Genomic DNA, 26,960 nt, shown 5'->3' on the forward strand with positions numbered 1-26,960 from the left:
GAACGAAGTGGCACCATGACAAGCGACCCCACACCCCCCATCTCCATCGACGGCCGGCCGTGCGACGAGACCGCCCTGCCGCACGTCTGGAGCGAGTGCGTCGGCGCCGGAAGGGCCAACGAGGGCCTCCGCGCGGACTGGCAGCGGCAGTTCGCCGAAGCCGTCGACACCCTCGGCTTCAAGTACCTCCGCTTCCACGGCGTCTTCCACGACGACATGTTCGTCTACCGCGAGAGCTACGGCGGCGGCTTCGGCCCCGACTCCCCTCTGGACGAACCGGCATACACGTTCAGCTACGTGGACAAGGTCTTCGACTTCATCCTCGAGAGCGGCGCCCGTCCCTTCGTGGAACTCGGCTTCATGCCCCGCGCGCTCGCGACCCAGACCGAGACGCTGTTCTGGTGGCGCGCGCACTGCAGCCCGCCCAAGGACATGACCCGCTGGGTCGAACTGGTGACCCGGACCGTGGAGCACTGGATCGACCGGTACGGGATCGACGAGGTCCGCCAGTGGCGGTTCGAGGTGTGGAACGAGCCGAACCTCGTGCCCCACTTCTGGACCGGGACGCGGACGCAGTACTTCGAGCTGTACGAGGCGACCGCGGTGGCGATCAAGGAGATCGACCCCGGCCTGCTGGTCGGCGGGCCCTCCACCAGCGTCTTCGTGCCCGACGACCGGTACAAGGGCGAGACCCAGGACCGCTCCAAGGAGCACGCGACCGCCGCCGCGGACGACGTGGACGCGCTCGAGTGGCGCCCGGTGTGGATCGAGGAGTTCATGACCTGGTGCGAGCAGCGGCAGGTCCCGATCGACTTCATCTCGACCCACACCTACCCGACCGACTACGCGTTCGACGCGAACGGCGTGGGCGTGCCCCTCTCGCGCTACATCGACGCCACCCGCGACGACCTCGCCCTCCTGCGCGGGCTCATCGCCGACAGCGCGTTCCCCGACGCGGAAGTCCACATCACGGAGTGGTCGACCTCCCCGTCTTCGCGCGACCGCATGCACGACACCGTGTTCGCGGCGGCCTCGATCACCCGCTCGCTCCTGCAGTGCGCGACGCTCGCCGAGTCGATCTCCTACTGGGCCTTCACCGACGTCTTCGAGGAGGGCGGCGCCGGCATCGGCCCCTTCCACGGCGGCTTCGGCCTGGTCAACGAGCACGGCATCCACAAGCCGACCTTCCACGCCTTCACCATGCTCAACCGCCTCGGCGACCGGCTGCTCCTCTCGACACCGCACGGCGTCGTGACCCGCGACGGCCGCACCTCGGCGGTGTCGGCCGTGTTCTTCAACTACCCCGAAGACATGGGGACGAGGTCGATCGGCTCGGCGAACTCCTACGAGGAGACGCGCCACCTCGCCGGGCAGGGGCCGAGCAGGAGGATCCGCCACTCGATCGCCGGGCTCGAACCGGGGACGACGTTCCTCGTCGAGGCCGTCGACTGGGACCACGGGAACCCCGCCGAGGCCTGGTTCGCGATGGGCAGTCCGGTCAACTTGTCCCGCAACGAGACCCGGCACCTGGCCGCGGTCGCCGACGCGCTCCTGCGGGACACCCTCACCGTCCCCGAGTCCGGCGTCCTCGAGCTCGACGTCGACCTCGCCCCCTGGGCCGTGATGTCCCTGCGGCAGGCGGACTGACCGCTCGGGCGGTGCGGGCGTGCGCTCGTCCGGCCTGCCGATGAGGCTGGTGCGGAGAGGACGCGGCTTCACAGCGCAGTCGCCGCCTCGGCCGCAGACGCGACCGAGGCGGGTCCGCTAGCGCGCGTACTCCTGCGGGTCGTAGACCGGCGCGGGCAGCGAGGCGGCGAGGGCTACCAGGTCGTCGTAGGCGTACCCGTCGACCTCGCCGTCGACCATCGTCTCGTAGGAGACCGCCCAGCCGGCCGGGTCGTACACGACCACCCAGGTCGAGACGCTGTCGCCGATGCCGAAGACGCGGGTGGCGACCAGCCGTCCGTCCACTTCGGTCTCCGTGCAGACGTCGTCCTTGTCGTCGCCCGGCCCGCCGCAGTCGAGCAGGTACGCCTCGGCGCCCGACCCCTCGGGCCGGAGCCCCGGCAGCCAGCCGCCGGGCAGGTAGTACCGCACGGAGGCGTCCACGGGGGTGCCCGTGTCGTCGTCCATCGGCAGGGCGTAGCTGGCGAGGTAGGTGCGCTGCGCGGTGTCGCCGGAATGGAGCTGGTTCGGCTGCTGGGAGAGGAGCTCGACGCCGGGGTGGATCGTGTCGATCGCGTCGGTGGCGGCTTCGAGGCTGGCCTGCGCGTCCGCGGCGGCCGTGGTCACCCACGCCTCGTCGTACTCCCAGCCCGGCGGGAATTCGAGCAGGTCCTCCACCGGCTGGAGTTCGCTGGTGTCGTAGTCGATCTCGGGCATCGCGAGCATCGCCGCGCGCAGCTCCTCCACGGTGAGGTCGCGGCCCTGGCCCTCGCAGTCGAGGTCCCACTCGGACCGCAGCGCCGACCCGTTGGGGTAGACGACCGCGGCCTCCAGTGCGCAGCCGTGGTCGGCGACCATGAGCGTGCGGCCGTCGCCCAGGTCCTCAGTGGTGAACTCGGGGGCGTCACCGGTCCAGGAGGCCTCGTCGCTGATGAGGTGCTGCGGGAACCCGACGTCGCCCGTGGGGCCGGGCTCGGCGGTCCACCCGCCCGGCTGCAGCGCGGTGACGGTGAAGGCGGGGCGCATGGCCTCCTCGTCGCCGTCCCTGGCGATGTAGCCGCGCAGGCGGACCTGGCCGCCGTTGCCCGTGGAGGTCCAGGGCTCGAACTGGAGCGGCAGGTTGTGGAAGCCCAGTTCGGACCGCGCCTCGTAGTAGCCGATGCCGAACTCCTCCATCAGGGATTCCACCGTCGCGTCCGAAGACGGCTCCTCGTCGAGCCGCGCCGCGTCCAGGAAGCCCCCGTCGACCGCGAGGGCGCCGAACACCTCGGTCGCGGCCTCCTGCAGTTCTGGTTGGGGCACAGCCCATTCACCGCTCTGGTCGCCGGGGTATCCGGCGTGCGCCGGATCGAACCCGAAGCCCTGGTCCGCCGCGACATCCTGCCGCTCTTCGGTTTCGGGACCGGGGCCCGGCAGCCCGGTGATCGACAGGGCGAGCACGGCGGCGACCGCGCAGACGCCGGCCGCGGCCGCACCGGCGACGGCGGCGCGGTTCCGCCGGCGCGCTCGGCGGCCGTCCCGCATCACCCGTTTGATGTCCAGGGGGGTGCCTGGCGGCGGGTCGTCGGGCCTCGCCTCGGCGAACACGGTTGCGACGTCGTCCTGCGGGTTCACTGGGCAACGATTCCTTTCATCTGGTCGGCGTGAGGGCGGCGGTCTCGGACAGCAGGCGGCGCAGCTTGGCCAGCCCCCTTGAGGACTGGCTCTTGACGGTCCCCGCGGAGCAGCCCATGGCCTCGGCGGTCTCCGCGACCGACAACTGCTCCCAGTACCGCAGGACGAGCGTGGCCCGCTCCCGCGGCGTGAGGAGGTGGAGCGATCTGGTGATGGTGAGCCGCAGGTCGACCTCCTCCTGGGGGCGGTCGACGGCCTGCACCGGCACCGTTTCCGCGGTCCGCTCGCGGCGCACCCACGACAGGCGGCGCTGCGAGAAGAACACATTGGTCACGATGCGGCGCGTGTAGGCGGCGGCGCCGCCGGGCTCGACGCGGTGCCAGGCGGTGAACAGCTTCGTCAGCGCCTTCTGCACGATGTCGTCGGCCTCGTGCCAGTCCCCGCACAGGTAGTACGCGTACCGCTGGAGGCCGTCGCGTTGTGCGAGCGCGAAGGCCTCGAACTCGGCCTCGTGCCGTTCCCTGTTCTTCACTGGGCCTCTTTCGGATGACGGGTAGGGAGCCCGGCCCCGCCCGTTGCAGGTGGATGGAGCGAAGCCCGGCGATGTCAGTACTCCGCCGGCGGGGGTCTCGTTGTCGATCCGCCCCGATTATTTCTCCGGACGGCCCCGGGGTCTGTCCTAGGCCGCCTTCGCGCCGCCGTCGAGGGCGTCCAGGCGCTCCCGGGCCTCGGCCGGGACGGCGGCGTGGTCGTCCATGTCCGCCCACGGGTCGGTCTTGCGGGCGAGGCGCCTGCCGATCGAGGCGGTGGTGTATCCGTCCGGAGTGGAGCGTCCGAGTTCGCTCCAGTCGAGCGGGGTCGCGACCGCGGCGCCGGGGCGGGCCCGCAGCGAGTAGGGCGCGACGAAGGTCTGGCCGTAGCCGTTGCGGTTGGCGTCCAGGAAGATCCGGTCGCCGCGCTGGTTCTTGCGGAAGGCGGTGGTCAGCCGCTCCGGGTCGGCGGCGGCGAGGCGGTCGGTGATGCCGCCCGCGAGCGCGCGCACGAACCCGAAATCGGCGGAGCGGTCGAGCGGCGTGACCACGTGGTAGCCGCGCCCGCCCGTGGCCTGCAGGAACGGTGTCAGGCCGATCTCGGTGCAGAGGTCCCTGGCGCGCCGCGCGACCGAGCGGAGCTCGGCGACCGTGACGCCCGCGGGCGGGTCGATGTCGATCACGAGCCGGTCGGGGCGCTCGATGTCGGGGGTCGTCGCGGTCCAGATGTGGAACTCGATGGCGGTGAGGTTCGCGAGGTACAGCAGGGTCGCGGCCTCGTCGCAGACCACATAGGGGTCGGACCCCTCGGAGCGCTTGTGCGCGATCTCGACCACGTGCATCCACTCGGGCAGGCCCGCCGGGTGCTTCTGGAAGAACCCCTCGGTCCCGATCCCGTGCGGGTAGCGGCGCAGGGTCAGCGGGCGTCCGGCCAGGTGGGGGACCATCGCCTCGGCGACGGTGCCGTAGTGGAGGAGCATGTCGCCCTTGCTCACATGGTCGTCCGGGAACAGCTCCTTGTCGAGGCTGGAGACGTTGATGTCGCGGTCGGCGACGTGGAGTACCGGTGCCATCAGCGCGTCTCCCTCACTACCTCGCGGGCGGGCTTGTCGACGCGCTCGCCGCGGTAGCGGGGGTGGCGCAGCATCCCGTCGGGGGTCCACTCGCTGAACCCCACCTGCACCACCGGCTCGGGGCGGATCCAGTGCGCGCCCTTCTCATGCACGGGGTCGGCGAACGGCTTCTCGTCCTGTGCCAAGGCGTCCATGCGCTTTCGCAGCGCGCGCAGGGTGCGCTCGTCGTACCCGGTGCCGACCTTGCCCGCGTACCGCAGCGTCCCGGGTTCGGCGTAGTAGCCGACGAGGAGCGCCCCGAACCCGGCGCGCGAGCCCTGCGGATCGGTGAAGCCGCCGACCACGAACTCCTGGTCGCGCACGCATTTGAACTTGAGCCAGTCCTTCGACCGGCCCGCGTGGTACCGCGAGTTCGCGCGCTTGGCGATGAGCCCTTCCCAGCCGCGCTCGCAGGCCTGCTTGAAGAACGCCTCGCCGTCGGTGTTGCGGTGGACCGAGTAGCGCAGCGGGTCGCGATAGTCGAAGGCCGCGCGCAGGAGGCGCTTGCGGTCGCGCAGCGGCTCCCGTCTCAGGTCCTCGCCGTCGAAGGAGAGGAGGTCGAACAGGTAGTAGTAGACCTCGACGCCGGTGGCGGCGATGCGGGCGGCGCCGGTGAGGTGGATGCGCGGCTGGAGGCGGGCGAAGCTGGTCATCCGGCCGTCGAAGGCGACGATCTCGCCGTCGGCCGCGAACCGGGGGCCGCCGAGCGCTTCGAGGGCGTCGACGAGTTCGGGGAAGCGCTCGTCGAGGCGGTTCCCGTTGCGCGACCAGAGTTCGGGTCGGCCGCCGTCGCGGGTGGCGAGGGCGCGCATGCCGTCGAGCTTGCGCTCGTACAGCCAGTCCCCGCTGGAGAACCGGCGCTCGGTGAGGCTCGCCGTCATGAGCTCCTGGAAGCCGGTCATGCCAGGTCCCGGTTGGTGCGGCCGGTCAGCACGGACGCGAGCTGGGTCTTGGCGGGCTTGCGGCGGCGGTCGGCGCCCTCGTCGTCCTTCTTGATCAGGATCCAGTTCCGGCCTTCGCCCATTCGGGACAGTGCGAAGCCGCCGCGGATCTTCTCGCCCTCGAGCCAGACGGAGACGTGGCCGTGCTCGACGGCGTCGGCCATCGCGATCGGCTTGCCGCGCTTGGCGGTGGCGTTGCGGTAGGTGCCGGCGTCCCAGACGATCATGGTGCCCGCGCCGTACTCGCCCGCGGGGATGCGGCCCTCGAACTCGGCGTAGTCGAGCGGGTGGTCCTCGGTCTGGACGGCGAGCCGCTTGTCGCGCGGGTCGAGGGAGGGGCCCTTCGGCACGGCCCAGGAGACGAGCACGTCCCCGACTTGGAGGCGGAGGTCGTAGTGGAGGCGCGAGGCCTCGTGGCGCTGGATCACGAACCGGTCGCCGCCCCCTTCGCGGCGCCCGCCCGCGGGCTCGCCGGACTTCGCCAGGTCGCGCTTCGCCCGGTACTCGTCCAGCCGATCCCCCCGTGCCATGCCGGCTGAGATACCCGGCCGGCGTTCCGGCAAAACCGCCGCGTCCGTCCGACCCACGCCTGATCACCCCTCCTGAACTGCTGAAACACGACCCGGCGCGGGCCGGCTCGTGCGACGGAACGAAGAAAGATCACATATAGCGATCACATGATCACTCTAGGTGCCATGCTGTGGTCATGCCTGCGATCTGGACCGGAGTGATCGCGTTCGGGCTGGTGAGCATCCCAGTCAGCCTGCGGTCGGCGACATCGAGCCACGACGTCTCGATGCACCAGTACCACGCGTCCGACGGCGGCCGGATTCGCTACCAGAAGGTCTGCGAGCTGGACGACGAGGTCGTCCCGGCCGAGGACATCGTCAAAGGCGTGGACCACGAGAGCGGCGAGACCGTGCTCCTCGACGACGACGAGCTCGAGGACCTGCCGGTGAGCTCGTCGAAGACGATCGAGGTCGTCCAGTTCGTGAGCGGCGAGCAGATCGACCCGATCCACTACGAGCGGTCCTACTACGCCGACCCGGGCAAGGCCGCGGCCAAACCGTACGTGCTCCTGCGCGAGGCGCTGCTCGACTCGGGCAAGGTCGCGATCGTCAAGGTCGCGCTGCGCCGCCGCGAGAGCCTCGCCGCGCTGCGGCCCCGCGACGACGTGCTGGTCCTCCACACCATGCTCTGGCCCGACGAGATCCGCCGCCCCGAGGTCGCCGGCCTCGAAGGCGAGGCCCGCAAGCAGGAGCTGGAGATGGCCGCGACCCTCATCGACACCATGACCGGCGACTTCGACCCCGAGGAGTACGAGGACGAGTACCAGGAGGCGCTGCGGGCCCTCGTCGACGCCAAGGCGCGCGGGCGCAAGACCCCGGCCAAGTCGAAGAAGGAGGCGCCGAAGGCGAAGGTCATCAACCTGATGGACGCGCTGCAGAAGAGCGTCGAGGCGAAGGAGGGCGGGCGCCGGCCCGCGAAGAAGGCGGCGAAGAAGACCGTCAAGAAGGCCGCGAAGAAGGCCACCGCGCGCAAGCAGACGGCCGAGCAGACCGCCAAGAAGGCCGCGCGCAAGCAGAAGAGCGCTTGAGCGGTGACCCCATGGCACCGGCTCCCGCGACCGCAGCCCTGCAGGACCGGTACCCGCTGCCGGAGTGGGTGGTCGACTCCAAGTTCAAGCGGGAGCTGACGCAGGCGGTCGCCGACGCGATCGCCGCCGAGACCGACCGCTGGCCCAGCCACGAGGGCCCCTCGGCGCTGCGGGAGCACGCCGAGCACGTCACCATGGCGGCCCGCACCGCCCTCGAACCCCTCCTGGCCTGGCTCCAGGACTGCGACACCGACGGCTACAGCTACCCCGGCGACATCCTCGTCTCCTACATCGCCCAACTCGCCCTCACCCGCCCCGGCGAGACCCTCGAGCCCGGCCGCTACCGCGAACTCCTGCGCGCCTACCGGCAGCACCTCGCCCTCCAGGCCCGGCGCTACGTCGCGTAAGCACGGCCGTCAAGTGCCCTGGGGGCGATCGCGGTAGGCGGTCGGGGTCATGGCGTGGTGGTGGTGGAACTGGCGCGAGAAGTACATGGGGTCGTCGAAGCCGGTCTCGCGGGCGACGGCGGTGACGGGGAGGTCGGTGCCGTCGAGCAGCTCGCGGGCCCGGGCCATCCGCAGCTGCACCTGGTACTGCAGCGGTGAGACGCCCAGGTGCTCGCGGAAGCGGGCGCTGAGGTGCGACGGGCTCAGGCCGACCATCGAGGCGAGCGCGGCCACCGAAGTGCGCTGCGGGGCGGTCGCCCGCAGATGCGCCACCGCCCGCTCCAGAGGGCTGGGCTGCGGCCCGGGGGCCCGGCGGCCGGTGGCGACCACATGGGCGAGGGCGTGCCAGGCCGCGCCGCTGCCCCGGACGAGCGCGGCGAGGGTCGGACCGGTGTCGAGCGCGTCGATGACCTGCGAGACCAGGCTCGCCACCGGGGCCGGATCGCGGAGGTGCGTCACCGGTCCGCCCGCCGCCTCGTGCGCGGTCCGGACGAGGTCCGCGGCGTCCGCGCCCGTGAAGTGCAGCCACCACAGCGTCCACGGATCCTGTTCGGCCGCACCGTAGGCGTGCGGGCGGTCGGCGGGCAGGAGCACCACGCCGCCGCGCGAGACCGGGAACCGGGTGCCGCCGGTGCGGCACCAGCCGGACCCGCCGGTGCAGACCAGCAGGACGTGCTCGGCGGCGCCCTGCGGGCGCGAGCGGCCGTGGCGCGCGGCGTGCGGGAAGTGTCCCGCGTCCGTCACCAGCAGCTTCCCGGTGAGCGGGTGGCGCAGCGCCCGGTCGACGGCGGCGCGGGGGACCACGAGCATCCGCTGCCCCGCGAAGCCCTCGGGGATCCCCTCCTCATCAGCGGCGATCAGCGATTCGTCCATGCCCATCATTGAAATGACCATCGACAGCCATGTCAAGCCCTCATAAGGTCGAGCCATGCCCATCGAAGCGTCGAGGATCGTCCTGCCCCACGCCCCGGACAAGCTCGCGGACCGGCCGGTGAAGGCCTGGCGCGAGCCGGTCGCGATCGACTCCTACGCCCCCGCCGCACCCGACCGGTACCCGGCCTACCTCGACCAGCGCGTCTACCAGGGCTCATCGGGCGCGGTCTACCCGCTGCCGTTCATCGACGCCGTCGCCCGCGAGAAGGCCCCGCGCGACTGGGACGCGATCCACCTCGAGAACGAGTACGTGCGGCTGATGATCCTCCCCGAACTCGGCGGAAGAATCCACATCGGATTCGACAAGACGCGCGGCCACGACTTCTTCTACCGCAACGACGTGATCAAACCGGCGCTCGTCGGCCTCGCCGGGCCGTGGGTCTCCGGCGGCGTCGAGTTCAACTGGCCCCAGCACCATCGGCCCGCCACCCACCTGCCCGTCGAGAGCCGCATCGAGTCCGAAGCGGACGGATCGGCGACCGTGTGGTGCTCCGACCACGACCCCTTCGCGCGCATGCAGGGCATGCACGGCATCAGGCTCCGCCCCGCGAGCGCCCTCATCGAGCTGCGCGGCCGCCTCGTGAACCGCAGCGACGAGGTCCAGACCTTCCTGTGGTGGGCCAACGCGGCCGCCAAAGCAGGGGAGGACTACCAGTCGTTCTTCCCCGCGGAAGTCCGCGTCGTCGCCGACCACGCCAAGCGCGCGACCTCCACATTCCCTGCGGCGCAAGGCGAGTACTACGGTATCGACTACCCGGCCCGCCGCACCGCCGAGCGGCCGGACGGCGACCGCCTCGACTGGTACCGCAACATCCCGGTGCCGACCTCGTACATGTGCCTGGGCGGCGAAGACGACTTCTTCGGCGGCTACGACCACGCCGCCGGCGCCGGCTTCGTCCACTGGGCCGACCACCGCACCGCGCCCGGCAAGAAGCAGTGGACCTGGGGCGACGCGCCCTTCGGCTGGGCCTGGGACGCCCACCTCACCGACGACAACGGGCCCTATGTGGAGCTCATGGCCGGGGTCTTCACCGACAACCAGCCCGACTTCGCGTTCCTCGCACCCGGCGAGACCAAGACCTTCTCCCAGTACTGGTACCCGATCCAGGACACCGGACCCGTCCACCAAGCGACATTGGACGCCGCCGTCCGTCTCGACATCGACGGCACCCGCGTGCGGATCGCCGCCGCGGCCACCTCCTCGCGCCCCGGCGCGAAAATCCGCCTCCGCGCCGGCGACCGAACCGTCTACGCCGCGGAAGGCGACCTCGCGCCCGGCGCCCCGCACGTCGCCGCATTCGACATCGATGGCGGGACCGGAGACCGACCCGCAGCGCTCGACCCGGCCGACTGCGAACTCGTCGTCGAGCACGGCGGCCGCACACTCGTGTCATGGCGGCCGAACCCGGAGCCCGCCGCACCGACCGCAGTCGCACCGGCGACCGAACCGCCTGCGCCCGAAGCGATCCCGTCAACCGACGAGCTGTACCTCACCGGCCTCCACCTCGACCAGTACCGGCACGCGACCCGCTCGCCCGAGCCCTACTGGCGCGAGGCCCTGCGCCGCGACCCCGGCGACGCCCGCAGCAACACCGCGCTGGCCGCGCGCCTCGCCCGCGCCGGGCGGCTCGCGGAGGCCGAGACGCACTTGCGCGCCGCGGTCGACCGCTTGACCGCGCGGAACCCGAACCCGCGCGACGGCGAGGCCCACTACCGGCTCGGCATCGTGCTCGCCCGCCAAGGCCGCGCCGCCGAAGCCCAAGCGGCCCTGGGGAAAGCCCTCTGGGACGGCGCATGGGCCGATGCCGCCGCGGTCGCCGCCGCCCGGCTCGACCTCGCCGCCGGCCGCGACGCCGAGGCCGGCCTCCGCGCGGTCGTCGCCCGCAGCCCCCGCCACACGCAGGCCCGCAACCTCCTCGCCGTCGCGGTACTGCGGCGCGGCGACCGCGCCGACGCGGCCGAGATCGTCCAGGAGACCTTGCGCGACAACCCGCTCGACGCCTGGGCCCGCGACCTCGCCGCGGCACTTGGTGTCGAGGCGGCGCCGACGAACGACCCGACGATCGCGCTCGACGTCGCCCTCGAATACCGCCTCATCGGTGAGGACGACCCCGCGATCGCCGCGTTCGCGACCGCTGCGGCCCTCACGCCGGCCCCCGGCCAGGTCAACGTCGCACCCCTCGCCTGGCTCCACCGCGCCGACCTCGCCCTTGAACGCGGCGACGAGGCCGCAGCCGACCTTGCGCTGCAACGGGTCCGCGAACTCGACCGCACCTGGTGCTTCCCCACCCGCACGGAGGACGACGCCCTCGCACGGCTGCGCACGCGCCGCCCGGACGACCCGGTGCTCGCCGCGCTCGCGGGCCACCGCCTGTACGCGGCGGGCCGCCACCGCGAAGCGATCGCCGCATGGGAGACCGCCGCCGAGGCGAACGACCCGGTGGTGCTGCGCAACCTCGGCGTCGCCGCCCACAACGTCGAAGGCGACCCCGAGCGCGCCGCCCACTGGTACGCCCTCGCCCGCGAGGCCGCGCCCGACGACGCCCGGCTGCGCTACGAGGCCGACCAGCTCGACGCCCGCCGCGGCGTCGACCCCGCGCAACGCCTTGCGGCCCTTGCCGACCGCCGCGACCTCGTCGACCAGCGCGACGACCTCGCGGTCCAGTTCGCCGAACTCCTCACGGCGGCAGGCCGTCCCGGCGACGCACTCGACGTGCTCGCGGGCCGCGCCTTCCAGCCGTGGGAGGGCGGCGAAGGGCGGGTGCTCGCGGCCTGGGAGGACGCGCAGGCGGCACTCGCGCGCCAAGCCCTGGCGGGGGCGGAGGCGAAGCGCACGGCCGTCCGGATGGCAGTCGGCGGGGCCGACGCGACGAAGACGGAAACTGAGAAGGCAGACGCCGCGGCAGGAGCCGAATCGGCGGTCGCTCACGCCATGGCCGCGCTGACGCCGCCCGCGAACCTCGGCGAGGCCCGGCACCCGCTCGCGAACACGGCGGACCTCCACCTCCTGCTCGGCGACGCCCTGGCCGCGACCGGCGACCACGCCGGCGCCCGAAGCGCCTGGGAACGTGCCGCCTCCCAGCAGGGCGACTTCCAGACCATGCGCGTGCAGGCCCACTCCGAGCACTCCGCCGCCGCGGTCACCGCACTGCGTCGCCTCGGTGAATCCGAAGCGGCCCAGGCGCTCCGGGACGGCCTCGCCCGGTACATCGACGAGCAGGCCGGCGCGACCGCGACCATCGACTACTTCGCGACCTCACTGCCCTCAATGCTGCTGTTCACCACCGACCTCCAAGCCGCCCATGAGGTCCGGGTACTGGTGCTGCGCGCGCAACTGGCAATGCTCGACGGCGAACCCGACAGGGCTGCGATGCTCGCCCGGGAGGCGCTGCAGCAGGAACCGCTCAACGCCGCGGCGCGAGCCGTCGCAGCCGAAGCGCCGCGCGCTGGCCTGAGTGAAGGAACGGCATGAACGACCGAGCCGGACCCCGCGAGTCGATCGCTTCCTTTGCCGGTGGTGCTGTGCGGCGGTCCGCCTGCCGCAGGCGCACGCTCGCGCGCGAGGCCGCTGCGGTGCGTAGGGCATGCCCCTTCCCACCCGCATCCGCCTCCGACCAACCGAAAAGGACCACACTTTCACGAGGGTCCGACATTGCGGCGTTTTCGCAGTTCAGAGCCAACATGCAGCGACCGGACCAGGGGTCTTGCCTGCGTGCGAAGCCCGAACGCCGCCGCGTGAACACCGCACGCTGACCGCACCATCCAACCGCAAGGAGCCGCAACCGTGACACCCGCTCATCTTCCCGAACGCCTCGCGATCACCCTCTGGGACTTCTCCTGGTACGTGCGCACCGGACCCGGCGAGCCGTTCGAGGACCTCGACGCCGCGCTCGCCCGCGCCGTCGACCTCGGCTACAACGCAGTGCGCATCTGCGCGATGCCGTTCCTGCTCTTCAGGTCCGGCCTCGACACGACGGCGCTGCGCCTCGAACCGCTCGGGGGCGAACCGGGCGGCTACGGCTCCCGCGTCCGCTGGTACGACGTCCGCGAGACCACCGTGATCGACGCCGAGGCCCACCTCCTCGCCCTCTTCCGCGCCGCCGACCGCCACGGGGTGAAGGTCATCTCCTCGTCCTGGGAGTACCAGCAGAGCCCGGCCTTCGCCGACGACCCCGCCTGGTACGAAGCGCTGCACGCGATCGAGCCCGAGGACCGGCTCACCGTTCTCGCCGAGGCCCAGGCCGACCTCGTCGACCTGCTCGCCGAACACGGCCTCGCCCATGTCCTCGCGTGCGTCGAACCGCACAACGAAGTCCAGATCGGACACCTCACGGCCGGCCTGCCCGGCGTCGAAGACGCCGTCGTCGAGCTCCAGGGCCGACTCGAAGCCGGCATCGCCGCCTTCCAGGCCCGCCACCCCGAGGTGCTCTGCGCCCCCAACTACGGGGGCGTCCCGATCGGGTCCCTGCGGGGCCTGCCCCGCAACGCGACCGCGCTCGCCTTCCACCCGTACGTCTACGGCGTGCTGGACGATCTCGTGGAGGAGTTCGGCCTCCGCCGCGACCCCGCGCGGTTCCCGCAGGAGCGCGCCGACGCCGAACTGCTCCGCCCCGGCGCCCCGCCGCTCGCCGAGTGGCGGCTGCCGCAGGCGCACGCGTGGAAGCTCAAGGCCTCGATCATGCAGCCCGCCGAGATCTACGTCCACGACTGGTGCGACCCCGAGCGGTTCGACCGGTGGCTCTACGACCGGTATGGCGCGCACCGGGTCGCGATGGCGAACCGTCTGCGCGACTGGATCGACGCCGCGGCCGACCACGCCGCCCGCCTCGGCGTCCCGCTGCTCTTCGGCGAGGGCTGGGTCGGCTACACGCCCCGCGACGGCCGCTTCGAGGAAGGACCGGTCGGCGCCCAGATCTGCCGCGACGCCATCGCCCACTCGGTGCGGGTCGGCGCGTGGGGCTCGATCGTGTGCTCCAACGCCGCACCGCAGCATCCCATGTGGAGTGACGAGGCGCTGCAGCGCGAATGCAACGCCGCGCTGCTGGCACCGGTGAAGTGACGGCGAGGTGTCGAGGCGCGGTTCCTCGGCCTGCATGACGCCGCCAGGGCCGGTCCGCCCGTTGCGAGCCGGGTGCGGCCCTGCCCGCCGATCGGCCCCGCGCTCGTAGGTGGCGGCGCCGCGGACCTGAGGAGCCCTGCCCCACGGTCGGTACAGCGAGGCGGGGTGCGAGCCCGAGGCGGGGCCGCGCCGGAACCAAGATCCGACCGAGGATCAGGGCCGCAGACGGAACGCCTTGTGCGTGGGCCGGAAGCCCGCCGCCTCCAGCAGCGGTCCGAGCGGCGCCGACAGCGCCGGGTCGTCGTTGACGCGTTCGATCGACAGCGGACCGGTGGCGCCCCCGCGCGCCGCTTCCGCCAAGGCCTCGACGGCGGCCCGCAGGCGGGCGTCGTGGTCCCCCTCGGCCGATGCCTCTGCGGGCCAGGCGAGCAGCGTCTTGCCGCCGCGCTCGAGGTAGAGCACGAGCGCGCCGTCGACCAGGACGACGAGCGAGCCCGCCTTGCGGCCGGGCTTGTGGGCCGCGCCCGCGGGCGGTTCGGGCCATGGCAGGGCCGCACCGTACGCGCTGGCGGGATCGGCCGCGGCCAGGACCACCGCGTCGAACCCTGCCGAGCGCTCGCGGCGGGTCGCCATGGCGCGCAAGCGGTCGACGGCGCCGTCCGCGGCGAACTGCGCTGCGCCGAGGCCTTCGACCACGTAGCCGCGTCGGGCCTTCCCCGACTCCTCGAAGACCGAGAGCACCCGGTAGACCTTCGCGAAGCCGCCCTCGATGTCCTCGGCCGCGACCGCGCCGCGGGTGACCACTCCGTGCCGGTCCAGGAGCGTCGTGGCCAGCGCGTGGGCGCGGACCGTGGCGTCGCTCGCGGGTGCGGGCAGCAGCGACCAGCGTCCGGCCACTGTGGGCATGACGGCGATGCCGGTCCCGGCGCGCAGCTCGCGCCAGCCCGAGCCGACGCCGGGGGAGTAGCGCCCGCGCGGGGCCGAGCGCTTGGCGCGGTGGGCGGTGGCGCCGGGGGAGCTGCCCGATCCGAGGTAGGCGCGCAGTGGCGCGAGCGTGTCGTTGGTGAGGCGTCCGGCCCAGACGAGGTCCCAGAGTGCTTCGGCGAGTTGGGATTCGGAGGCCTCGGGGTGGGCGGCGCGGACCTGCTCGGCGAGCTGGCGGAAGAACAGTCCGAAGCCGCCCGCGAGGGCGTCGAGGAGTGCGTTGTGGAGCGGCCCGGCTTCGAACGGTGCCGCCTCCGGGAGGAGCAGCGGCGCGGTCTCGGCCGGGTAGAGCGCGATCCAGCCGTCCTTGCCCGAGAGGCTGCCCGCTCCGGCCCATAGGACCTCGCCGGACGCGGTGAGTTCGTCGAGGAGCACCGGGGTGTAGTCGCCGACGCGTGAGGGCAGGACCAGTTTCTCCAGTGCGGAGGCGGGGACCGGGACGCCTTGGAGCTGTTCGACGGCGCGGGCGAGGCCGTCCACGCCGCGGAGGTCGCCGCCGAGGTGCTGCCATTCGGGCAGGAAGCCGGCGAGTGCGGCCGGTGCCACGGGTTCGAGTTCTTTGCGAAGGGCCGCAAGGGAGCGGCGGCGAAGGCGCCGCAGCACGCCGGCGTCGCACCATTCGCGGCCCTCGCCGCCGGGCCGGAACTCGCCTCCGGTGAGGCGGCCGTCGGCGGTGAGGCGCTGGAGGGCGCCGTCGGTGACGGCGACGCCGAGGCCGAAGCGGGCGGCGGCGTCGCCGGAGGTGAAGGGGCCGTGGGTGCGGGCGTAGCGGGCGAGGAGGTCGCCGAGCGGGTCGGCGACGGGTTCGAGGAAGGCGGCCGGGACGTCGGCGGGCAGTGCGGAGCCGAGGGCGTCGCGCAGGCGGCCCGCGTCTTCGATGGCGGCCCAGTGGTCCCGGCCGGCGATGCGCACCTTGAAGGCCCGGCCGGCCGCCTCCAGTTCCGCGGCCCATTCGGGTGGGGCGCCGCGTTCGGCTAGTTCGGCTTCCTGGAGCGGGCCGAGGAGGCGCAGCAGGTCGGCGACGCTCTCGGCGTCCCTCGCGCGGCGGTCCCCGGTCAGCCACTGCAGCTCGGACTCCAACTGCGCCAATGCGTCAGGGTCGAGCAGTTCGCGCAGCTCGGCCTGGCCCAGCAGTTCGCCGAGCAGCCGGGAGTCCAGGGAGAGTGCGGCGGCGCGGCGCTCGGCCAGCGGGGTGTCGCCCTGGTACATGAACTGCGCGGCGTATCCGAAGAGGAGCGAGCGGGCGTACGGGGAGGCCTCGGGGGTCGCGACCTCGATGAGGCGCACGCGGCGGGCCTCGATGTCGCCCATCAGCTCGGCGAGGCCGGGCACGTCGTACACGTCCTGGAGGACTTCGCGGACCGCTTCGAGGATGATCGGGAACGACGGGTATTGCGCGGCGACCTCGAGCAGCTGCGAGGAGCGCAGTCGCTGCTGCCACAGCGGCTGCCGCTTGCCGGGCTGGCGGTGAGGCAGGAGCAGGGCGCGGGCGGCGGCCTCGCGGAAGCGGGAGGCGAACAGGGCGGAGCCGCCGGCGGCCTCGGTGACGATGCCGGTGATCTCGCCCTTGTCGAAGACGAGGTCGGCGGGGTCGAAGCCGAAGTCCTCGGTGTCGGGCAGGCGCAGGACGATCCCGTCGTCGTGGTGCATGAGCTGCGGGTCGACGCCGTGCCGTCCGCGCAGTCTCGCGCCGAGGGCGAGCGCCCAGGGGGCGTGGACCTGGGCGCCGAAGGGGGAGTGGACGACGATGCGCCAGTCGCCGAGCTCGTCGCGGAACCGCTCGACGACGATCGTGCGGTCGTCGGGCACGTGGCGGGTGGCCTCGGCCTGCTCTGCGAGGTAGGCGAGGGCGTTGCGGGCGGCGAAGTCGTCCAGGCCCGCCGCGTTGAGCCGCTTGCGGGCGCGGTCCTTCGGGAGTGCGGCGATCTCGCGGGTGAACGCGCCGAGGGCGCGGCCGAGTTCGAGGGGCCTGCCGAGGGTGTCGCCGATCCAGAACGGGAGGCGGCCGGGCACGCCGGGCGCGGGCGAGACGACGACGCGGTCGCGGGTGACCTCCTCGATGCGCCAGGAGGAGGTGCCGAGCGAGAACACGTCGCCGACCCGCGACTCGTAGACCATCTCCTCGTCGAGTTCGCCGACCCGGCCGCCGCCGCGCTTGGGGTCGGTGCCCGCCAGGAAGACGCCGAAGAGCCCCCGGTCGGGGATGGTGCCGCCGGAGGTGACGGCGAGGCGCTGCGCCCCTGGGCGGGCGGTGAGGTTCCCGGTCGCGCGGTCCCAGACCAGGCGCGGGCGCAGCTCCGCGAACGCGTCCGAGGGGTACCGGCCCGCCAGCATGTCCAATGTGGCGTCGAAGGCGGACTGGGGGAGCGAGGCGAACGGGGCGGCGCGGCGCACCACCGCGAGCAGGTCCGCGGCGGCCCAGTCGTCCATCGCGCACATCGCCACGATCTGCTGGGCGAGCACGTCGAGCGGGTTCGCGGGGATCTTGAGCGCCTCGATCGCCCCCTCCCGCATGCGCTCGACGACCACCGCGGACTGCACGAGGTCGCCGCGGGTCTTGGGGAAGAACACGCCGCGCGAGACCGCCCCGACCTGGTGCCCGGCGCGGCCGACGCGCTGCAGCCCGGACGCGACCGACGGCGGGGCCTCGACCTGGACGACGAGGTCGACCGCGCCCATGTCGATGCCGAGCTCGAGACTGGAGGTGGCCACGACGGCGCGCAGCCGGCCGGCCTTGAGGTCCTCCTCGACCAGCTTGCGCTGCTCCTTCGAGATCGAGCCGTGGTGGGTGCGGGCCAGGATCGGCGGTGCGCCCGGGGTCGCGGAGGCGCCGCCCATCAGCTCGGCCGGGCCGTGGTCCTCCGGCAGGCGCTCGCCGGTGCGCCGCTCGTACTCGATCTCGTTGAGCCGGCCCGAGAGCCGCTCGGCCACGCGGCGGGCGTTCGTGAACACGATCGTCGACCGGTGCTGCTCGACCAGATCGGTGATGCGCTCCTCCACGTGCGGCCAGATCGACCGGGCCGCACGGGCGGACCCGGACGGGGAGCTCGTCGCGGTCGGCGCCTCCGCCAGGTCGCCCATGTCCTCGACCGGGACGACCACCGAGAGGTCGAACACCTTCGCCGAAGGGGGCTGCACGATCGCGGTGCGCCGCTGCGGGGACACGAACCGGGCCACCTCCTCGACCGGCCGCACGGTCGCGGAGAGGCCGATCCGGCGGGCGGGCCGGGCCAGCAGCTCGTCGAGGCGCTCGAGCGAGAGCGCCAGGTGCGCGCCGCGCTTCGTGCCCGCGACGGCGTGCACCTCGTCGAGGATGACCGTGTCGATGCCGGCCAGCGCCTCCCGCGCCTTCGAGGTGAGCATCAGGAACAGCGACTCGGGGGTCGTGATGAGGATGTCCGGCGGCCGGACCGCGAGCGAGCGCCGCTCGGCGGGCGGCGTGTCGCCCGACCGCACGCCGACGCGGATCTCGGGTTCGGGGAGCCCGAGCCGGGCCGCTTCGGCGCGGATGCCTTCGAGCGGGACGGCGAGGTTGCGTTCGACGTCGACCCCGAGGGCCTTGAGCGGCGAGATGTAGAGGACCCGGCAGCGCAGCTTCGGGTCCTCGGGCGGCGGCGCGGAGGCGAGGGCGTCGAGCGAGGAGAGGAACGCCGCGAGGGTCTTGCCCGAGCCGGTGGGGGCTACGACCAGGACGTCCTTCTCCTCGGCGAGCGCCCGCCAGGCGCTCTCCTGCGCGGGCGTCGGCGCCTCGAACGCGCCCGTGAACCATGCGGCGGTCGCGGGCGAGAACCGGTCGAGCGCGGACGTGCGAGGTGAGGCCATACCGACAATCGTGCCCTGGACCGCCGACACGGCCGGGCCGGTTCGGCGATCCGTCCCGCCGCCCGGGCGTTCTCACGCCCGGGCGGCGGATCCGTTACGCGTCGAGGATCGCGAGTTCGCGGAGTTTCGCCTCGACCTCGGCGTTGCTCGGCTCGACCTGGTGCGTCCCGTCCGGGTAGACCACGACCGGGATGTTCGTCCGGCCCGAGATGCGCTGCGCCTCGCCGGCGGCGGCCGGGTCGGCCTCCAGGTCGACGTAGTCGACGTCGACGGCGAGTTCGCTGAACTGGCGCTTCGTGCGGCGGCAGTCCCCGCACCACTCGGCGCCGTACACGCGGATCGCAGTGCTGCCTTCGGCGTTCGCCATGTCGGTACCCCTTCTTTCGGCCTCCGTTACCGTAGACCTTTGCGAGCGCAGGCGGTAGCGAGTGAACGGGAGGCGCCAGGTGGGGGCGGTCAAGAGTGCAGTGGGCCACCCGGTGGGCGCGCACGTGCCCGTCGCGGGCGGCCTGGTCCGGCGCGGCATCGCCAACGCGATCGAGTTCGAGGTCGAAGCGCTGCAGGTGTTCATCGGCTCACCGCGAGGTTGGGCACCGCCCCGCCTCGACCGGGCGGTGGCCGACGACTTCCGCGAGCAGTGCGCCGCGCGCGGCTGGCCCGTCTACGTCCACGCCGCCTACCTGCTGAACCTCGCCTCGCCAGTGGCCGAGACCGTGCAGCGCTCGGTCGAGAACCTGCGCGTCGCGATGGCCTCCGCCGAGCGGATCGGCGCCGCCGGGGTCGTCGTCCACGCCGGGTCGTCGATCGACGGCGACCGGCCCGCCGCACTGAAGCGCCTCGCGCCCGCGTTCCGCGCCGTCCTCGACGACGCCCCGTCCTCGGTCAGGCTCCTCGTCGAGCCCACCGCCGGGGGCGCCAACTCGATGGCGTCCACATTGGTGAGCGCGGGGGAGTACCTGCAGGCCGTGGGCATCGCCGAAGTCGGCCTGTGCCTGGACACCTGCCATATGCACGCCGCCGGGGAGGACTTGGCGGACCGGGACGCCTTCGAGGCGTCCCTTGCGGCGCTGAGCGCGGCCGCCGGTCCGGGCCGGGTCGGCCTGGTGCACTTCAACGACAGCAAGGACCCGCGGGACTCGCGCCGCGACCGGCACGAGGCGCTGGGCGAGGGCCTGCTCGGCGACGACGGGCTCCGGGCGGTGGCGGCGAGCCCGGCGCTGGCGGGCATCCCGCTGATCGTGGAGACCGCGACCCAGGCCCGCGACGTGGCCCATGCCAAGCGCCTCGTCCGAGAGGCCGCCTCCGGCACGTCCTGACACGACGACCGCACCGGTCGAGAACGTGTCGACGACGGTCTATGTTTTCGACAACATTTCTGTTAGGTTGAGCCACGAACACGGGTGCGGGCACCGGCGCAGAACCCGCCCCACCGCAGCATGCCCCTTGAGGAGTGGCGATGAAGCCGAAGAGATCCATGTGGTGGAGGGCGCTGGCCGCGCTCTGCGCGGCGGCGGCGCTGGTGCTCGCACCGTCGGCCCCGGCCCAGGCCTACAACCCGACGGGCGGGGTCCTCTACGACCTCGGCGACCGGGACTGCCTGAAGGGCCTGGGGAACTGCGCGGTCTACCCCAAGTCCGCCCAACTGCCGAGCGGCCGCCTCGTCGCGGCCTTCGAGAACGCCGTCGTCGCCCCCTCCGGCAGCGCGGACGGCGAGACCCTGCCCGTCTACAAGAGCGACGACCTCGGCACCGGCTGGAGCCACCTCACCGAGGTGCCCGCCCCCGCCTACCTCTCCGCCGACCCGGCGTACGACCGGTACATCAGCCACTGGGGCAGCCCGTACCTCTACACCCTCCCGCAGCGGGTCGGCGACCTCGCCGCCGGAACGCTGCTGCTCGCCAGCGTCGTCACCGGCGACGACCACTACTACCTCGAACGCAAAGCGGCCGACCCGAACTGGGTGCCCACCAACGACGGCGACCGCTCCGACATGGCCCTCGCCCTGTACGCCAGCAATGACGAGGGCGCGACCTGGCGGGTCGTCAACATCATCGCCACCGGCGGCTGGCAGGGCGGCAGCGCCGGGGCCACGGGCGTCAACGTCGCCGCCGCCAACACCTACCGTCAGGTCGACCCCGTCTGGGAGCCGTTCCTGATGGTCTACAACGGACAGCTGGTGGCGTACTACTCCGACGAGAACGACTACATCGGCGTCACCGCCGCCGGCGTCCCGATCCTCGACCCGGCCAACGCCACCGCGCCCGACTCGCACGGGCAGATCCTGGTGCACAAGACCTGGAACGGCACCAGCGCCGCCTGGTCCAGCCCCGTGGTCGACGTGCAAGGCCTCACGCAGGGCATGGGCGGCGGCAAGACCGTGATCGGCGGCGGCCGTCCGGGCATGACCACCGTCGCGCCCACCTCGGACGGCAAGTGGCTCATCACCTACGAGTACTGGGGCGGCGGCGCGAACGTCCGCTACAAGGTCGCGAGCAGCCCGCTCGACTTCAGGACCGTGGGCGGCGAGGCGGGCGCGGCGATCGGCGGCCTCCCGGTCGCGAGCGGCTCACGCGCCCTCGCGACCGGCGGCAGCCCGGTCCTCATCGGACTCCCGGACGGCCGCATCGTCTACAACGCCTCGGGCAGCGGCAGCGTCTGGGTGAACGAGACCGGCTCGAGCACCGGCACCTGGACCGAGCACCAGACCGACATCGGCGCCGGGTACAGCCGGACCCTCCAGTACGTGGAGGGCACCGGCCGCGTCGTGATCCTGCAGGGCACGTGGGGCGGCCCGACCAGCGCCGCGGTCATCCGCTTCGGCGAAGTGGACCTCGGCGGCTCGGACGGCGCGTACCACCAGCTGGTGAACCGCCAGACCGGCCAGGTCCTGGGCACCGGCGGCAACACCACGGACGCGAACCTCGGCAACGGGGACGTCCCGGACGTGGTCCTCGAGGACGCCGGCGCGACCCCGGAGCCCGACACCCAGTACTGGCACCTCGCGACCAAGGGGGGCGACTCGGTGACCCTGCTGAACAAGTCGGGCGGCCGCGCCGCCGGCATCTGGACCGGCAGCGCCACGGCCGGCCAGCGGATCGGCCAGTGGGTCGACGACACCGCCACGGGCACCTGGAACCTCGTCGCCACCAGCGACGGCTACCACCGGTTCCAGTCCACAGCGAACCCGAGCCTCTACCTGACCGGCGGGGCCGAGGGCGCCGCGGCCACCTTGCAGCCCTTGACGGGCAACGGATCGCAGGAGTGGCGCCTCACCGCCGGCACCGCCGGTGCGGTGACCCTCGCGGCGCGCCATTCAGGCAAGTGCGCCGACGTGTTCGGCGCCTCCACTGTGAACGGCGCCGAGGCCGCCCAGTACGCCTGCAACGGCGGAGCGAACCAGTCCTGGCGGTTCCAGAGCCTCGGCAACGGCTACCACCAGGTCACGGCGGTCCACTCGGGCAAGTGCCTCGACGTGAACGCCGCCTCGACCGCCGACGCCGCCAGAGTCGTCCAGTGGACCTGCAACGGCGGCCGCAACCAGCAGTGGGAGGTCGTCGACGCCGGAGGCGGCAACATCCGGCTCGTCGCCCGCCACAGCGGCAAGTGCCTGGACGTGCCGAGCAGTTCGACCGCCGACGGCGCCCGCCTGCAGCAGTACGCCTGCAACGGCGGTCAGAACCAGCAGTTCACCTGGGCCGCAGCCTGATCAGCGCCCCGGCGCCCACGTCGTCGAGGCCCGGATCACGAGTTCGGTCTGCAGCGACGGCACCCGCGGCGGCGGCGCCTGATCGATCCGGCTGAGCAGCTCCTGCACCGCTGAACGGCCCTGCGCGGCGAAGTCCACGCGCAGGGTCGTCAGCGGCGGGGCGAAGTACGCCGCCTCGGGGATGTCGTCCACGCCGGTGACACTGACGTCCTCGGGGATGCGCAGGCCCAGCTCGCGCAGGGCGAGCATGGCACCCAGCGCCGTCTGGTCGTTCGCGGCCACGATCGCCGTCGCGCCCAGGCCGGCCCCGCGGCTCATCACCGCGTCGTACCCGGACTTGGCCGACCAGTCCCCGTGGATCGTCCCCGCCGACGCCAGGCCCCGGTCGCCGAGCGCGCGCTCGTACGCGCGGGCGCGGTTGCGCGCGGCGGAGTACGCGGACGGCCCGGCGATGTGGAGGAACCGCTCATGGCCGAGCCCGGCCAGGTAGGCGATCAATGACGGGAACCCGATGTCGCTCAACTCGGTGCGGTGCCCGGTGACCTCGTCGTCCTCCTCGGCGGCGATGTGCGCCGGGACCCGGAAGTCGGTGCGCTCGAAGACCTCGGTCATCGCGTCGGTGGAGGCCAGCGCGAGGATGCCGGCCACGTCCTGGCTCGCGGCGAGGCGGACGGCCTCGTCGACCGCGTCCGCGTCGGTCATGTCGAAGGTGATGATGTCGAGGAGGTACCCCGCCTGCCGGGCCGCGGCGCTGGCGCCCTGGATGATCCGGCTGGGGCCGACCTGCTCGATCTCATGGGTGAGGGCGGCGAGGCGGTGGGGGCGCCCGCTCTTGAGCGAGCGGGCGGTCAGGTTCGGGCGGTAGCGCAGCTCGTCCAGCGCCTTGGCCACCTTCTCCCGCGTCTGCGGCCGGATGCCCTGGTAGCCCTTGAGGAAGCGGCTCACCGTCTGGTGCGAGACGCCGGCGGCGCGGGCCACGTCGTAGATCGTGGCGGGTTTCGAGGCCGCCTCCGCGGACGCCTCGCCGGGGGTCCCCGGGGAGGGCGTCGTCTCGCCGACCGCGTCCACTGCCATCCACTACCTCCGAAGTCCGGTGCCCGTGCACCTGATTGTGCCGCGCCGGGCGCGGTGCCGCCCAGTCTGGCCCGGACGATCGAGTTTATCGAAAACATCTTGGTAAACACGTCTTGTTTTCGAAAACATTCTGCGTTAGCGTACACACCTGCCTCACCCGAAACAGCAACGGAGCGACAACGCGATGCCCCCTCACACCCTCCGACGACGCCGCCGCGACTGGCGCGGCTGGCAGTTCACCGGACCGTTCGCCGCGGTCTTCGTATTCGTGTTCATCGCCCCGCTCGCGTACGCACTGTGGCTGAGCCTCTTCCAGAACCGGCTCGTGGGCGGCAACGCGTTCGTGGGCCTGGAGAACTACGCCACCGCGCTGACCGACCCCCAGTTCTGGGACGGCTTCCTGCGCGTCCTGCTGTTCCTGGTCGTCCAGGTGCCGGTCATGCTCGCCCTCGCGCTCATCGCGGCCCTCGCGATCGACGGCGCCCGGCTCTACGCCACCGGCCTCTTCCGGCTGGTGATCTTCCTGCCCTACGCGGTTCCGGCCGTCGTCGCGGTCCTCATGTGGGGCTTCATCTACGGCGACCACTTCGGCCTCACCGCCGACCTCAACGAGCTCCTCGGCACCGACCTGCGGCCGTTCTCCTCCTCCTGGATGCTCGCCTCCCTCGGCAACATCGTCACCTGGGAGTACGTCGGCTACAACATGCTCATCTTCTACTCCGCCCTGAAGACGGTCCCGTTCGAGCTGTACGAGGCCGCCGAGATCGACGGCGCCCGCGGCGTCCAGGTCCTCAAGGCGATCAAGCTGCCCGCCGTGCGCGGCGCCGTCGTCATCGCCACGATCTTCTCGATCATCGGCAGCTTCCAGCTCTTCAACGAGCCGAACGTCCTCAAGCCCTTGGCCAACAACGTCGTCAACTCCTACTTCACGCCCAACATGTACGCCTACAACCTCAGCTTCGCGGGCCAGCAGTACAACTACTCCGCCACGATCGCGATCGTCATGGGCGTCATCACCGCCGCGATCGCCTACGCGGTCCAGTTGCGCGGCACCCGCAGGGAGGACCGCTGATGTCCCTCGCCACCCGACACCACCGCACGATCCACCACCGGGCCCGCCGGCCGCGCCACTCGGTCGCCTCACCGCGCAAGTCCCTCGTCCTCACCCTCCTCATGGGACTGTTCCTGGCCTACGCCCTCGTGCCGCTCGCCTGGCTCTTCATCAACGCCTCGAAGACCCAGGCCGACCTCTTCAGCGGCTTCGGACTCGCCTTCGGCGACTCCTTCGCCCTGTGGGACAACATCATGCGCACCTTCACCTACGACGACGGCATCTTCCTGCGCTGGCTCGGCAACACCCTGCTGTACGTCGTCGCCGGCGCCGGCGGTGCGACGCTCCTCGCCACCCTCGCCGGGTACGGCCTCGCCAAGTACGCCTTCCCCGGCCGCAAGGCCTACTTCGCCGTCATCCTCGGCGCGATCGCCGTGCCCGGCACCGCCCTCGCCGTCCCCACGTTCCTCCTGTTCAGCGAGCTCGGACTCACCAACACCCCCTGGGCGATCATCGTCCCCTCGCTGATCAGCCCCTTCGGGCTCTACCTGATCTGGGTCTACACCCTCGAATCGGTCCCGAAGGAGCTCCTGGAGGCCGCGCGCATCGACGGCGCCGGCGAGATGCGCATCTTCTTCACCATCTCGGCGAAGCTCCTCGCCCCCGGCATCGTCACCGTCGCGCTCTTCGCGGTCGTCGCCACCTGGAACAACTACTTCCTGCCGCTCATCATGCTCAGCGACCCGAACTGGTACCCGCTCACCGTGGGGCTCAACCAGTGGAGCGAGCAGGCCTCCGGCGTCGCCGCCGAACCGATCTTCAACCTCGTCCTGACCGGATCGCTCCTCACGATCGTCCCGATCGTCGCGGTCTTCATCCTCCTGCAGCGCTTCTGGCAGTCCGGCCTCAGCGCCGGAAGCGTCAAGGGCTGACCGGACCCCTCCGGCCCCGCCCAATCCAGCCCAGCCCCGTCCCGGGAGTCTCCGCACCCCCGCACCACGAAGTGAAGGAACCCTCACCATGTCGCACATCAAGCGCCGCACCGTCATCGGCACCGTCCCCGCCGCACTCGCCACCGGCGCCCTCGCCGCCTGCGGCGACGACGCCGCACCGGCCGCCGCCGGGAAGCCCGAAGACCTCGACGCCGCCCTCGAAGCGGGCGGCAAGCTCACCTACTGGACCTGGACGCCCTCCGGCGAAGCCCAGGCCGCCGCCTTCACCGCCCAGTACCCGAACGTCGAGGTCGAAGTCGTCAACGCCGGCACCGCCACCGACGAGTACACCGCCCTCCAGAACGCCGTCGCCGCCGGCTCCGGCGCACCCGACGTCGCCCAGATCGAGTACTACGCGCTGCAGCAGTTCGTGCTCTCCGACGCCCTCGTGGACCTCGCCCAGTACGGCCTCGCCGACCTCGAACCCCAGTACACCGCCTCGACCTGGGCCGCCGTCAACCTCGGCGGCGTCTACGGCCTGCCCCAGGACTCCGGACCCATGGTCCTGCTCTACAACCAGGCCGTCTTCGACCAGTTCGGCCTCACCGTCCCCGCCACCTGGGACGAGTACGTCGCCGCCGCCGAAACCCTCCACGCCGCCGACCCGAACCGCTTCCTCACCAACGACGCCGGCGACCCCGGCTTCGCCCAGCCCCTCATCTGGCAGGCCGGCGGCCGCCCCTACACCGTCGACGGCACGAACATCGGCATCGACCTCCAGGACGAGGGCACCCGCCGCTGGGCCGACCTGTGGAACCGGATGCTCCAGCCCGGACTCCTCGCCCCCATCCCCACCTGGAGCGACGACTGGTGGAAGGCACTCTCCAACGGCACCGTCGCCAGCCTCATCAGCGGCTCCTGGATGCCCGGCATCCTCGAAGGCTCGGTCCCCGAAGGCGCCGGGAACTGGCGCGTCGCCCCCGTCCCCAGCTACGACGGCACCCCCGTCACGGCCGAGAACGGCGGCAGCGCCCAGTCCGTGCTCAAGCAGTCCGCGAACCCGGCCCTCGCCGCGGCCTTCCTGCGCTGGCTCAACAGCTCCCCGGAGAGCATCGCCGTGTTCCTCGAGAACGGCGGCTTCCCCTCCACCACCGCCGAACTCGCCTCACCCGAGTTCACCGGCACCGCCCCCGACTACTTCGGCGGCCAGCGGATCAACGAGGTCTGCGTCGCCGCCTCCGAGAACGTCGCCACCGGCTTCCAGTACCTGCCGTTCCAGGTCTACGCCAACAGCGTCTTCCCCGACACCGTCGGCGCCGCCTACACCGAGCAGGGCGACCTCAACGCCGGGCTCGAGGCCTGGCAGGAGTCGCTGCAGGAGTACGGCGAGACCCAGGGCTTCCAGGTGGACTGACCCTCGCACGGGCACCTGTACGACCGCTGCGCGGCCGCGGCGATCCGTCTCGGCCGCGACCGCGCAGCCTTCCAGCCGCA

The 26,960-nt window shown here is 72.4% G+C and carries 19 protein-coding genes; 10 read left to right on the forward strand and 9 right to left on the reverse strand.

All coding sequences use genetic code 11. The features are described from left to right. The first annotated feature begins 15 nt into the window (after nucleotides 1–15). Nucleotides 16–1,647 (forward strand): GH39 family glycosyl hydrolase, encoded by a 1,632-nt coding sequence (locus tag QWI33_RS17225; protein ID WP_289958377.1) that lies wholly within the window; start codon nucleotides 16–18, stop codon nucleotides 1,645–1,647. Nucleotides 1,648–1,764: 117 nt separating this feature from the next. On the opposite strand, the gene QWI33_RS17230 is transcribed toward QWI33_RS17225, so the two are convergent. From QWI33_RS17230 to QWI33_RS17250, 5 genes are all read right to left on the reverse strand, one after another. Beyond that, nucleotides 1,765–3,279, reverse strand: a complete 1,515-nt coding sequence (locus QWI33_RS17230) for a hypothetical protein (RefSeq protein WP_289958378.1) — start codon at nucleotides 3,277–3,279, stop codon at nucleotides 1,765–1,767. A 16-nt stretch (nucleotides 3,280–3,295) separates the two neighbouring features. Then, nucleotides 3,296–3,811, reverse strand: a complete 516-nt coding sequence (locus QWI33_RS17235; protein ID WP_289958379.1) for a SigE family RNA polymerase sigma factor — start codon at nucleotides 3,809–3,811, stop codon at nucleotides 3,296–3,298. 147 nt (nucleotides 3,812–3,958) lie between these two features. Next, nucleotides 3,959–4,882 carry a non-homologous end-joining DNA ligase gene (gene ligD / locus QWI33_RS17240; RefSeq protein WP_289958380.1) on the reverse strand — a complete coding sequence of 308 codons (924 nt, stop codon included), beginning with the start codon at nucleotides 4,880–4,882 and terminating at the stop codon, nucleotides 3,959–3,961. Continuing rightward, a complete protein-coding gene (gene ligD / locus QWI33_RS17245; RefSeq protein ID WP_289958381.1) occupies nucleotides 4,882–5,823 on the reverse strand; it encodes a non-homologous end-joining DNA ligase in 942 nt (313 codons plus the stop codon). The genes ligD (QWI33_RS17240) and ligD (QWI33_RS17245) overlap by 1 nt, the downstream gene beginning before the upstream one ends. Further along, nucleotides 5,820–6,392 carry a DNA polymerase ligase N-terminal domain-containing protein gene (locus QWI33_RS17250; RefSeq protein ID WP_289958382.1) on the reverse strand — a complete coding sequence of 191 codons (573 nt, stop codon included), beginning with the start codon at nucleotides 6,390–6,392 and terminating at the stop codon, nucleotides 5,820–5,822. Before QWI33_RS17250 ends, ligD (QWI33_RS17245) begins: the two co-directional genes overlap by 4 nt. A gap of 176 nt (nucleotides 6,393–6,568) precedes the next feature. Between QWI33_RS17250 and ku the strand changes: the two genes are divergently transcribed. Together ku and QWI33_RS17260 are read left to right on the forward strand one after the other, a co-directional pair. Beyond that, nucleotides 6,569–7,459 (forward strand): non-homologous end joining protein Ku, encoded by an 891-nt coding sequence (ku, locus tag QWI33_RS17255; RefSeq protein WP_289958383.1) that lies wholly within the window; start codon nucleotides 6,569–6,571, stop codon nucleotides 7,457–7,459. 11 nt (nucleotides 7,460–7,470) lie between these two features. Beyond that, the gene (locus QWI33_RS17260) at nucleotides 7,471–7,866 is read left to right on the forward strand and encodes a hypothetical protein (RefSeq protein WP_289958384.1); all 396 of its coding nucleotides are present in this window, start codon (nucleotides 7,471–7,473) and stop codon (nucleotides 7,864–7,866) included. Nucleotides 7,867–7,875: 9 nt separating this feature from the next. On the opposite strand, the gene QWI33_RS17265 is transcribed toward QWI33_RS17260, so the two are convergent. Further along, entirely contained in the window at nucleotides 7,876–8,778 is a 903-nt protein-coding gene (locus QWI33_RS17265) for an AraC family transcriptional regulator (RefSeq protein WP_289958385.1), read from the reverse strand. Nucleotides 8,779–8,833: 55 nt separating this feature from the next. Between QWI33_RS17265 and QWI33_RS17270 the strand changes: the two genes are divergently transcribed. Both QWI33_RS17270 and QWI33_RS17275 read left to right on the forward strand, forming a co-directional pair. Then, a complete protein-coding gene (locus QWI33_RS17270) occupies nucleotides 8,834–12,310 on the forward strand; it encodes a DUF5107 domain-containing protein (RefSeq protein ID WP_289958386.1) in 3,477 nt (1,158 codons plus the stop codon). A 312-nt stretch (nucleotides 12,311–12,622) separates the two neighbouring features. After that, complete coding sequence (locus QWI33_RS17275; RefSeq protein WP_289958387.1) at nucleotides 12,623–13,897, forward strand: cellulase-like family protein; 1,275 nt, start codon at nucleotides 12,623–12,625, stop codon at nucleotides 13,895–13,897. Nucleotides 13,898–14,110: 213 nt separating this feature from the next. Here the strand turns inward: QWI33_RS17275 and QWI33_RS17280 are convergent, their stop codons facing one another. Continuing rightward, complete coding sequence (locus tag QWI33_RS17280) at nucleotides 14,111–18,703, reverse strand: ATP-dependent helicase (RefSeq protein ID WP_289958388.1); 4,593 nt, start codon at nucleotides 18,701–18,703, stop codon at nucleotides 14,111–14,113. Nucleotides 18,704–18,797: 94 nt separating this feature from the next. Beyond that, on the reverse strand, nucleotides 18,798–19,070 hold the full coding sequence (locus tag QWI33_RS17285; protein WP_289958389.1) for a glutaredoxin family protein: 273 nt from the start codon (nucleotides 19,068–19,070) through the stop codon (nucleotides 18,798–18,800). A 100-nt stretch (nucleotides 19,071–19,170) separates the two neighbouring features. Between QWI33_RS17285 and QWI33_RS17290 the strand changes: the two genes are divergently transcribed. Next, on the forward strand, nucleotides 19,171–20,019 hold the full coding sequence (locus QWI33_RS17290) for a deoxyribonuclease IV (protein WP_289958390.1): 849 nt from the start codon (nucleotides 19,171–19,173) through the stop codon (nucleotides 20,017–20,019). A 158-nt stretch (nucleotides 20,020–20,177) separates the two neighbouring features. Next, complete coding sequence (locus QWI33_RS17295; protein WP_353895505.1) at nucleotides 20,178–22,409, forward strand: RICIN domain-containing protein; 2,232 nt, start codon at nucleotides 20,178–20,180, stop codon at nucleotides 22,407–22,409. On the opposite strand, the gene QWI33_RS17300 is transcribed toward QWI33_RS17295, so the two are convergent. After that, nucleotides 22,410–23,483 (reverse strand): LacI family DNA-binding transcriptional regulator, encoded by a 1,074-nt coding sequence (locus QWI33_RS17300; RefSeq protein ID WP_289958392.1) that lies wholly within the window; start codon nucleotides 23,481–23,483, stop codon nucleotides 22,410–22,412. Nucleotides 23,484–23,667: 184 nt separating this feature from the next. On the opposite strand from QWI33_RS17300, the gene QWI33_RS17305 reads away from it, so the two are divergent. From QWI33_RS17305 to QWI33_RS17315, 3 genes are all read left to right on the forward strand, one after another. Next, entirely contained in the window at nucleotides 23,668–24,555 is an 888-nt protein-coding gene (locus QWI33_RS17305; protein WP_289958393.1) for a carbohydrate ABC transporter permease, read from the forward strand. After that, nucleotides 24,555–25,466 (forward strand): carbohydrate ABC transporter permease, encoded by a 912-nt coding sequence (locus QWI33_RS17310; protein WP_289958394.1) that lies wholly within the window; start codon nucleotides 24,555–24,557, stop codon nucleotides 25,464–25,466. Before QWI33_RS17305 ends, QWI33_RS17310 begins: the two co-directional genes overlap by 1 nt. An 88-nt stretch (nucleotides 25,467–25,554) precedes the next feature. After that, nucleotides 25,555–26,880 (forward strand): ABC transporter substrate-binding protein, encoded by a 1,326-nt coding sequence (locus QWI33_RS17315; RefSeq protein WP_289958395.1) that lies wholly within the window; start codon nucleotides 25,555–25,557, stop codon nucleotides 26,878–26,880. Nucleotides 26,881–26,960 lie beyond the last annotated feature (80 nt).

The sequence above is a fragment of the Glycomyces tritici genome, assembly GCF_030403505.1.

What these genes read in the sequence shown, in the direction of transcription:
- QWI33_RS17305 (WP_289958393.1), top strand. Translation starts at nt 23,668, where the DNA reads ATGCCCCCTCACACCCTCCGACGACGCCGCCGCGACTGGCGCGGCTGG.
- QWI33_RS17270 (WP_289958386.1), top strand. Translation starts at nt 8,834, where the DNA reads ATGCCCATCGAAGCGTCGAGGATCGTCCTGCCCCACGCCCCGGACAAG.
- QWI33_RS17225 (WP_289958377.1), top strand. Translation starts at nt 16, where the DNA reads ATGACAAGCGACCCCACACCCCCCATCTCCATCGACGGCCGGCCGTGC.
- QWI33_RS17315 (WP_289958395.1), top strand. Translation starts at nt 25,555, where the DNA reads ATGTCGCACATCAAGCGCCGCACCGTCATCGGCACCGTCCCCGCCGCA.
- QWI33_RS17250 (WP_289958382.1), bottom strand. Translation starts at nt 6,392, where the DNA reads ATGGCACGGGGGGATCGGCTGGACGAGTACCGGGCGAAGCGCGACCTG.
- QWI33_RS17300 (WP_289958392.1), bottom strand. Translation starts at nt 23,483, where the DNA reads ATGGCAGTGGACGCGGTCGGCGAGACGACGCCCTCCCCGGGGACCCCC.
- QWI33_RS17310 (WP_289958394.1), top strand. Translation starts at nt 24,555, where the DNA reads ATGTCCCTCGCCACCCGACACCACCGCACGATCCACCACCGGGCCCGC.
- QWI33_RS17285 (WP_289958389.1), bottom strand. Translation starts at nt 19,070, where the DNA reads ATGGCGAACGCCGAAGGCAGCACTGCGATCCGCGTGTACGGCGCCGAG.
- QWI33_RS17295 (WP_353895505.1), top strand. Translation starts at nt 20,178, where the DNA reads ATGTGGTGGAGGGCGCTGGCCGCGCTCTGCGCGGCGGCGGCGCTGGTG.
- QWI33_RS17260 (WP_289958384.1), top strand. Translation starts at nt 7,471, where the DNA reads ATGGCACCGGCTCCCGCGACCGCAGCCCTGCAGGACCGGTACCCGCTG.
- QWI33_RS17280 (WP_289958388.1), bottom strand. Translation starts at nt 18,703, where the DNA reads ATGGCCTCACCTCGCACGTCCGCGCTCGACCGGTTCTCGCCCGCGACC.
- QWI33_RS17265 (WP_289958385.1), bottom strand. Translation starts at nt 8,778, where the DNA reads ATGGACGAATCGCTGATCGCCGCTGATGAGGAGGGGATCCCCGAGGGC.
- ku (WP_289958383.1), top strand. Translation starts at nt 6,569, where the DNA reads ATGCCTGCGATCTGGACCGGAGTGATCGCGTTCGGGCTGGTGAGCATC.
- ligD (WP_289958380.1), bottom strand. Translation starts at nt 4,882, where the DNA reads ATGGCACCGGTACTCCACGTCGCCGACCGCGACATCAACGTCTCCAGC.
- ligD (WP_289958381.1), bottom strand. Translation starts at nt 5,823, where the DNA reads ATGACCGGCTTCCAGGAGCTCATGACGGCGAGCCTCACCGAGCGCCGG.